At 68.8% G+C, this 7880-nt stretch carries 8 protein-coding genes and 2 pseudogenes; 8 read left to right on the forward strand and 2 right to left on the reverse strand.

Features of this window, described 5'->3' with window-relative positions; all coding sequences use genetic code 11:
- Positions 1-181 precede the first annotated feature (181 nt).
- The 6 genes and pseudogenes from RBJ77_RS34630 to RBJ77_RS34655 form a co-directional block, all read left to right on the forward strand.
- Positions 182-547 carry an alpha/beta fold hydrolase gene (locus RBJ77_RS34630; RefSeq protein WP_372348589.1) on the forward strand — a complete coding sequence of 122 codons (366 nt, stop codon included), beginning with the start codon at positions 182-184 and terminating at the stop codon, positions 545-547.
- Positions 532-939 carry an alpha/beta fold hydrolase gene (locus RBJ77_RS34635; RefSeq protein WP_372348590.1) on the forward strand — a complete coding sequence of 136 codons (408 nt, stop codon included), beginning with the start codon at positions 532-534 and terminating at the stop codon, positions 937-939. Before RBJ77_RS34630 ends, RBJ77_RS34635 begins: the two co-directional genes overlap by 16 nt.
- Positions 846-1673, forward strand: a complete 828-nt coding sequence (locus RBJ77_RS34640; RefSeq protein WP_372348591.1) for an alpha/beta fold hydrolase — start codon at positions 846-848, stop codon at positions 1671-1673. The genes RBJ77_RS34635 and RBJ77_RS34640 overlap by 94 nt, the downstream gene beginning before the upstream one ends.
- Positions 1670-2308, forward strand: a complete 639-nt coding sequence (locus RBJ77_RS34645; protein ID WP_372348592.1) for an alpha/beta hydrolase — start codon at positions 1670-1672, stop codon at positions 2306-2308. Before RBJ77_RS34640 ends, RBJ77_RS34645 begins: the two co-directional genes overlap by 4 nt.
- Entirely contained in the window at positions 2305-2457 is a 153-nt protein-coding gene (locus tag RBJ77_RS34650) for a hypothetical protein (protein ID WP_372348593.1), read from the forward strand. Before RBJ77_RS34645 ends, RBJ77_RS34650 begins: the two co-directional genes overlap by 4 nt.
- A gap of 304 nt (positions 2458-2761) precedes the next feature.
- Positions 2762-3222, forward strand: a pseudogene (locus RBJ77_RS34655) (DNA starvation/stationary phase protection protein); the annotation flags it as partial.
- 1921 nt (positions 3223-5143) lie between these two features.
- Here RBJ77_RS34655 and RBJ77_RS34660 read toward each other — a convergent pair.
- Entirely contained in the window at positions 5144-5461 is a 318-nt protein-coding gene (locus tag RBJ77_RS34660) for a lysine transporter LysE (protein ID WP_372348594.1), read from the reverse strand.
- A 425-nt stretch (positions 5462-5886) separates the two neighbouring features.
- On the opposite strand from RBJ77_RS34660, the gene RBJ77_RS34665 reads away from it, so the two are divergent.
- Positions 5887-6387: a hypothetical protein gene (locus RBJ77_RS34665; protein ID WP_372348634.1), complete on the forward strand. Its 501-nt coding sequence runs from the start codon at positions 5887-5889 to the stop codon at positions 6385-6387.
- A gap of 230 nt (positions 6388-6617) precedes the next feature.
- Positions 6618-6725: pseudogene (locus tag RBJ77_RS34670) on the forward strand (transposase); the annotation flags it as partial.
- Between the two features lie 2 nt (positions 6726-6727).
- Here the strand turns inward: RBJ77_RS34670 and RBJ77_RS34675 are convergent.
- Complete coding sequence (locus tag RBJ77_RS34675) at positions 6728-7267, reverse strand: hypothetical protein (protein WP_372348595.1); 540 nt, start codon at positions 7265-7267, stop codon at positions 6728-6730.
- Positions 7268-7880: the final 613 nt, after the last annotated feature.

The raw sequence follows: 7880 nt of genomic DNA on the forward strand, positions 1-7880 counted from the left end.
CCCGACAAAGCCCGAGATGCCGAAGACCCGAGAAAGGGGCCCGTCTCCCCATGCCTCTCCCCGTTTCCCGCAGGACCGTGCTCGCCGGAGCCGGAGCCGGAGCCGCCGCTGCGACCGCCGCCGTCGGCGGCCCCGCGGCGGCGGCCGGCCGACCGCGCGGCCGAAGCCGACGATCGTGCTGGTGCACGGCGCCTTCGCCGATGCGAGCGGCTGGTCCCGCGTGATCACACACCTGACGCGCGAAGGCCACACCGTCGTCGCTCCGCCCAACCCGCTGCGCGGCGTCCACGCCGACTCCGCCTACCTCGCCGCGTTCCTCGCCACCCTGCAGGGCCCCCTCGTCCTCGTCGGACATTCCTACGGCGGCGTCCTGATCACCAACGCCGCTCACGGCGACGTGCGCGTGCGCGCCCTGGTCTACGTAGCCGCCTTCGCCCCTGACGCCGGGAGACCGTACCCGCCCTGCAGACGAAGTTCACCGGCACCAAGCTCACCGAGGCAGCACTCGACTTCCGCCAGCACCCGCAAGGCGTGGACGGCTATGTGAAGCGGTCCGCCTTCAGGGAGGTCTTCGCCGGTGACCTGTCCCGCTCCGAGGCCGACCTGCTGTGGGCGACGCAACGCCCCGGCGACACCGCGACCCTCTCCGAGGCCTCCGGCGAGCCGGCCTGGAGCACGATTCCGTCGTACTACCTGGTCGCTCGTGAGGACAACCTCATTCCGCCGGCCGCACAGCGCTTCATGGCCGCACGGGCCGGCGCGCACACCATCGAGGTCGAGGCGTCCCACGTCGCGATGATCTCCCAGTCGCGGACCACCGCCGCCCTCATCGGAAAGGCAGCACGATGGCCTACCTCACCACCTCCGACGGCACCCGCATCTTCTACAAGGACTGGGGGACCGGCCGGCCCGTCGTGCTCAGCCACGGATGGCCGCTGAACTCCGACAGCTGGGAGGCGCAGCAGCTTTTCCTCGCCGAGCGCGGCTACCGCGCCATCGCCCACGACCGCCGCGGCCACGGCCGGTCCACGCAGAGCTTGGCACGGCAACGAGATGGACACCTACGCCGACGACCTCGCCGCCCTCCTGGACCACCTCGACCTCCGGGAAGTGACCTGGTCGGCTTCTCCACGGGCGGCGGCGAGATCACCCGCTACATCGGCCGCCACGGCACCGCCCGCGTCGCCCAGGCCGTACTGGTGGCCGCGGTGCCGCCCCTGATGGTGCGCCGGGACGACAATCCGGACGGAGTGCCTGTGCAGGTCTTCGACGACCTGCGCTCGGGCTCGCTCGCCGACCGCTCCCAGCTCTACAAGGACCTCGCCGACGGCCCGTTCTTCAACCACCCCACCCAACCCGTCTCCCAGGGCGTGCGCGACGCCTTCTGGCTGCAGTCGATGGCCGCCGGGCACCGCAACGCCCACGAGTCCATCGCCGCGTTCTCCGCCACCGACTTCCGCGCGGACCTGGCCCGCTTCGACGTGCCGACCCTGGTGATCCACGGTGACGCCGACCAGGTCGTACCGTTCGAGGTCGGCGGCAAGGCGTCGGCCGCGCTGGTCAAGGACGCCGAGCTGCTGGTCTACCCGGACGCGCCTCACGGTCTGACCGACACCCACAAGCAGACCCTCGGCGAGGACCTGTACGCCTTCCTGGAGAGGTACGGCAAATGAGCACCATCGTGCTGATCCACGGACTGTGGGTGACACCGCGCAGCTGGGAGCACTGGGTCACGTACTACGAGGCCCAGGGACACACGGTGCTCGCACCGGCCTACCCCGGCTTCGACGTCGAGGTGGAAGCACTGCGGGCCGACACCTCACCCATCGCGTCGCTGACCGTGCCCGAGACCGTCGCCCATCTGGAGAAGGTGATCACCGCACTGCCGGAGAAGCCGATCCTCGTCGGCCACTCCTTCGGCGGAGTGCTCACCCAACTCCTTCTCGACCGGGGCCACGGCGCGGCGGGGGTCGTCATCGACTCGGCCCCGCCGGAAGGCATCCGGGTCAACCCGCCCTCGCAGCTCCGCTCCTCTTCCCCATCTTCAACAACCCGGCCAAGCGCCACAGGGCGGCGGGCTTCACGAGCAGTTCCACTACGCCTTCACCAACACCCTCCCCGAGGACGAGGCCAGGGCCGCCTACGACCGGTACGCCATCGCGGCGCCGGGAAGCTGGGTGTGGACGTACGGGCTGATCGCCAACCTCACCCCGGCAGGCGGGAGACCTGGGTCGACTTCACAACCCCGACCGGGCCCCGCTGCTCTTCATCGCCGGCGGGCGCGACCACATCATGCCGCCCTCGGTGAACAAGTCCAACCGCCGCCACTACAAGGCGCCGGGAACCGTCACCGACTACCACGAGTTCGAACGGTCCCACTGGACGTGCGCGGAGCCAGGCTGGGAAGAAGTCGCCGACTACGCGCTCGAGTGGGCACTGCGCCACGCAGAAGCCTGATCAGCCGTCGTCGGTGCGGACGTACGGATCGCCGTTGCGCCGGCGGGGCGTAGATCGAGGCTCTGGCCCTGGAGGCCGAGCGGACCCTCGGCCCGCCTCGCCGGCCTACTCACGACATCCGACGAAGCCTTGCACCAGGCCTGGTTCAGCGCGGTGCCCTCAGAGTCACCCTCTGGACCGGCCTGTACGGCCCGAGACACCTGGTGACCCCGTGCGCCCAGGCTTGGCATCAATGCCGGTACACCACACCGGACATCACCACGGCCCGGCACCACACCCTGAACGAGAGGAAGGAAGAAGAACCATGTCTCCTGTCAGCAATCGTCTCGCCGTCTCTGCCCACACCGCCACCGCAGACGCCCTCCAGGGCACCCTGGTAGATCTGCTCGACCTGTCCCTGCTCGCCAAGCAGGCACACTGGAACCTCTACGGCCCACAGTTCCGCTCACTTCACCTCCAGTTCGACGAAGTCGTCACCATCGTCCGTGCACAGGCAGACGAGGTCGCCGAACGCGCCTCAACCATCGGGGCGAGCCCGGACGGACAGGCGGCGACCATCGCCTCCAGCAGCAGCCTCCCTCCTTCACCCCGGGCCGGATCAAGGACACCGAAGCCGTCACGACGCTGATGTCCGCCATGTCGACCATCATCAAGCGCATGCATGACCGCACCCAAGTCACCGGCAGCACCGACCCGGTCACGCAGGACCTTCTCGTCGGCATCACCGGCACCCTGGAGAAGCAGTACTGGATGCTCGGGCTGGAACGGACAACTGAGAGTCACGACCCGAGCCGCGACGCCAGCCTTCGCACCGCCCCAGCTGGCCCTCCAGCGTCCCGATGAGCTGCGGCACGGCCAAGACACGAAGAACCACGCAGCCGGCAACACGCCACAGCTTCCTGCTGCCCGGCCCCTACAGGAAACCGGTGACCGGTCCGATAGCCGTGGGACTCACGGCACCCACGTCCCGAGCTCAACCGGTGAGGTCTTGGCGAGCCGACCGAAACGCCCGGGTCAACTACCCACGCCCACTCGGCGAATGGATCAGAACCGCAGCTGGATCTGGCGCTCGGCAACGCGGACTCGCAGCGTACGCTGCGGCGGTGTTCGCAGCGCCTGATCAGGTACTGCGCCCCTCTGACCTGAACAGCGGGCGGTTGTTGCCTCGGCGGATGCGAGGCGTTCGCCGAGAACGGCGCGCTGCCGCTCGGTCAGGTCAGGCACGATCGCGGTTCCTGTCGTGGGCCTGGCGCCGCAGCTCCACGCGAGTGCCGGCCGGGAGTCCGGCCGCCCCCAGTGCGGTCCGATCTTGTGACTGAGCGCGATAGTTGGCCCTGGAGCGCGCTCCTTGTCCTTGTGTGCGATGGACGGCCCGCGCGCGTGGGGCAGGGGCCGATGCCGGGTTGGGTTTTGGGTTCACGATGGTGCGCGGTGCGCGGCGTGGAGCTCGCTGGCTGTCAGCTGGTTGGTTTCTGCGTCGTCCGGAGATTGCGCATGGTCGGACCTCTGTGGATCTCGATGTGGGGTGTGGGTTGTGGGGAGACTGGCGGACCGATCCGGCGTTCGCGATGTGTCGGGCTCTTGTGGACGGGGCGGATCTGGCCTCGTTCGTTGGAGGCCCGTTCGACGTCCGGGCGGTGGCGGCGACTGTCCGCCCGGGATCGTCGGCCGACCCGTCCTCGACGAACTTCCTGGGGAACTTCCCGCATGGCGAGCAGGCCCGGGATGCTGTTCGGCTGTTGTGCACGGGCGACACGTCCGCACGTCATGCGTTGGGTGTGCTGGTCGGTATGTGTGCCGACGACAGCCGGGCCGCGGCAGCTCTCGCTGTCCCGTTCCTGATCGGGATCGCCACTGACCCCCGCCATCCGCACCGCGCGCGGACGCCCTCGGCAGTCTCGTCGCCCCGGCCCGCGCCCGTCACTTTGGTCGTTGCCGCCCGCGACGAACTCCTCGTCCACCGCTCTGTTTCCCGACGCGAGGGCTACGACGACTACGGCGTCGAGGTGACCGGCTACCCGGCGGGCTGGTCGGTTGCGGCCGCACGAGCCTCGATCACTGCCGGAGCCGGCCTGCTCCTTCCCCTGATCAACGACTGCGACCCCGCCGTGCGCATCAACGCCTCCTACGCTCTCGCCACCGCGGCCGACCCCGGCCGTAGGGTCCGCAGCGCCTTTGCTGCCCAGTTCGCCAAGCGAACAGGACCCCATCGCCTTGGCCGCCCTGGTCTTCGCTACCGCCGAGATCACACGTGCCCATCCGCACCAGCTGGACACCGCGTGGTTCCGAGGGCTGTGGCAGGACCGGGCGCAGGTCCCTGAAGCCCGCCTCGCGGCCGCGATCGGCTGGCTGTGCCTCACCGACGAGCCGCTCCCGACCTCCTGCACACGACAGTGAACACCCTGGCCACCGAAGAACGCGCCCGCGCCATGGATGCCCTGCCGTGGATGACTGCGGTCGGTTGCGGCGAGCCGGGGCTGCTGCGCTGCGTCCGCAGGATGCTCCACCCAGAAGAGCCCGAACCGGACGACGACCCTGGACCCCATCGTCGTGAACATCGAGCGGTCGGCCCGCCGAGGTCGCTGCATGCACCTACCTGCGCTCTATGCATCCCAGTTGTCCGTCGGGCCATCTACGGCGCTCAGTCACAGACCGGCCCGGACGTGCCCAGCCGAACCAAATGGCCTCACAGGCAGTCGCATCCTGTGGAGTAGAGCAGCAGGAAGAGGGCCGTCATGGCGGTCATGGTGAAACCGACAGCGGTCAGGGCGGCGAGGCCCCGACGGCGCCCCTTCGCGGGGGTGCGGAAGGTCTGCCAGGCGCCGTGGGCGAGGAGGAGGCTGAGCAGTCCAGCCCCCGCGGTGGTGAAGCGCGGGCTGAGGGACCAGCTCAGGTGGGCGATCAGAGCCAGGCAGCCGACCAGGGCACAGGCGAGCAGGCTGAGGATCACCTCGGCGACGGCTTCTCCCAGTGTCTCGACCAGGAAGCCGCCGACGCCTTTCACTGCCCTGCAGTGACCCCATGACGCTCCTCCCTCTTGCGTTGCCCCGAGCGGGACCTGGTACGGAGGACCCCGCCGAACCGGAATGCTGCCGGGGTGCTCAAGAGTCGTTGCTCGCGGCACACCGTTACCCCTGACGAAGTGGTCAAAGAGGCACCCCTCGGCGGCCGTAGGGCGGGTTTCGCTCCGAGGCCGGTTCCCTCCTCGCTGGTCGGCCTCGCCTCATCTGTCGCAGGATCGACCGCAGATTCGCACTGATGCCGAGGAGTCGCTGGATGCGTCCGCCGCTGAGGCACACAACCGATCATCATCAAGCTGGGCCGCCCGCCGTCGCGGTTTCCACCTGACGCTCGGCGGTCTCTCGGGGTGTCGGCACGACGACGGTGGCGGGGCAGGTGTGCGACCTGCTCGGCGCCTGCCTCCATACCGTGCACGGCCGTTGCCGAGCCGTCCGACAGTCCGCAGGGACGGATGCTCCGCGAGAATCCGGACCGTTTCGCGGCCTGCGGCTGGCGGAGCGGCTGGCGGCAGACCGGCACGACCAGGAGCGTGCCGTCGTGCGCCCGGCCCTGGCGCGTGGCCGGACCGTGGTGAGCGACGGTCACATCGCGTCGTGTCTGGTCTATGAGCGCATCGATGCGGCCAACTTGGGAGACCTGTGGCGGATCCGCGAGCCCTGGCTCGTGCCGGATCTCTGTGTGGTCCTGAAGGCTGAGGTGCCGGTGCTCGCGGTACGGCGAAGACGCGCTGGCACTGCGCAGACCTACTTGGACGTGCTGGGCAACCACACCCACATGGAAACCGTGTACTTCCACGATGCGGTCGAGTGGTTACGGCTCAAGCGGATCCCGGTCATGGTCATCGACACCTCCGTCATGACCCCGGACGGGTGGCTGCCCGCATCGTCATGGAAGTCGCCAGCGCGGTAACCCGGAGAGACGTCTATGCGCCCGGCCGTCTCGTCTCTGCGGGGCCGCATGAGATCGGCTCTAGGCCACGACCGGGGGCTTTCCTGCTGACTCCTGGGAAGGCCGGCGACGCCGCCTCGGCGTGCGCCCCGACCGCTCTTCGCTGCCGAGGCTGGACGGCCCGAAGGTGCCCCAACCGAACTTGAACTGACGCCCAGTCAACCGTTCTCTGCATCGAGCAATGCGTTCAGAGCCCCAAAGAACAAGGCAGCAGGATCGGCCGTTACGTCATCTGGCAGAACAAGCACGCCGCCGACGCACGCCTTCGCGCGGTCGTGAACGGGGCGAACGTTGCCTGATGTTAGGAACGGTCGGAGGCACGGCTGGAGTGTTCTTTGAGGAAAGCGCCCGCATGGGCTGCGGCTGCGTCCGCGGTCGCGTAGCGCGTCTCATCGGTGACCGAGGCGGATGTTCCATCAGCGCCCACGCCTGTCCAACTCCAATCACCGGAGGGCACCTGCACCAGTTCGGCTGTCCCCCCGAAGAGCGCAAGCGTGTTCCTCTCTGCCGTCGCGGGCGCTGAGCGGTTGATGGCGCCGGGCCACTTCTTGCGGGCCCCCTGTCGGGTGATACCCCAGACGGCCCCCATCTGCTCGTAACTGGCGCCGTAGGAGCCGGCAGTTGCGGCAGCGTGCGCGGTCAACTGCCTGACCTCGGCATCCATCACCTTCCAGGCGGCCAGGACGGACAGTGTCACGTCGATGGGATCCGCTTCCCACACGCGGTCCGCGGGCAGCCCGGTCTGTCGGGAGCGAATCGCGAGTGCCAGCGGATTCAAGGCGTCGTACAGCGCCTTGTCGAGCTCTGTCTGTTCTTCCGGGGTGATCTCGAAAGCCATCATGCGACAACCATAGTTCCCGAGTCGGCGTATGGGAACAAAAGTTTACGCACTGTCTCGCGGCTCAGTCCGGCCGGCGAGAGGGGCCTTGGTCGATCACCGCGGCCAGCGGCCCGTTGGAGCCGGACCCCCGGGGCTGGACGATCCGCATGCCCGGCGAGGTGGCGGTGACGGCGGTGACGGCGGTGAGGCAGGGTCTGGGTGTCGTCGTCGGGAGCTGAAGGACGGCGAGAGCGCGGGCGAGGGGGTGGTCGACGACTTACTGTGCGTCGCACTGCGCCCGGCGTGGGTGTCGTGGCCGTCGTCTCGTCTGCCTGGTCGAGGCCTGTCGCCAAAGCCGCAGAGCTGCGACGTCGTTGTCCAGGGAGACGGGGATTCTCCAGGTCGACACATCGGCCCCGCGAGGCCGGCGGAAAGAGTCTGTCTGTCGTGTCGATCCGCTGCCGCGCCGTTCGACCTAGGGCGTGTTTGAAATGAGGTCACAGAGACTGCCGTATCAAGGCGAGTTGGACGGTCGCTTCGTAGCGGACGGCGAGCTTGTCGTAGCGCGTCGCGACGCCGCGGGCCTGCTTCAACAAGCCGATCCGGCACTCGACCTTGTGCCTGGCCTTGTACT

It is taken from the genome of Streptomyces sp. KL116D (assembly GCF_030766975.1).
Lineage (GTDB): Bacteria > Actinomycetota > Actinomycetes > Streptomycetales > Streptomycetaceae > Streptomyces > Streptomyces longispororuber_A.

What these genes read in the sequence shown, in the direction of transcription:
- RBJ77_RS34640 (WP_372348591.1), top strand. Translation starts at nt 846, where the DNA reads ATGGCCTACCTCACCACCTCCGACGGCACCCGCATCTTCTACAAGGAC.
- RBJ77_RS34645 (WP_372348592.1), top strand. Translation starts at nt 1,670, where the DNA reads ATGAGCACCATCGTGCTGATCCACGGACTGTGGGTGACACCGCGCAGC.
- RBJ77_RS34675 (WP_372348595.1), bottom strand. Translation starts at nt 7,267, where the DNA reads ATGATGGCTTTCGAGATCACCCCGGAAGAACAGACAGAGCTCGACAAG.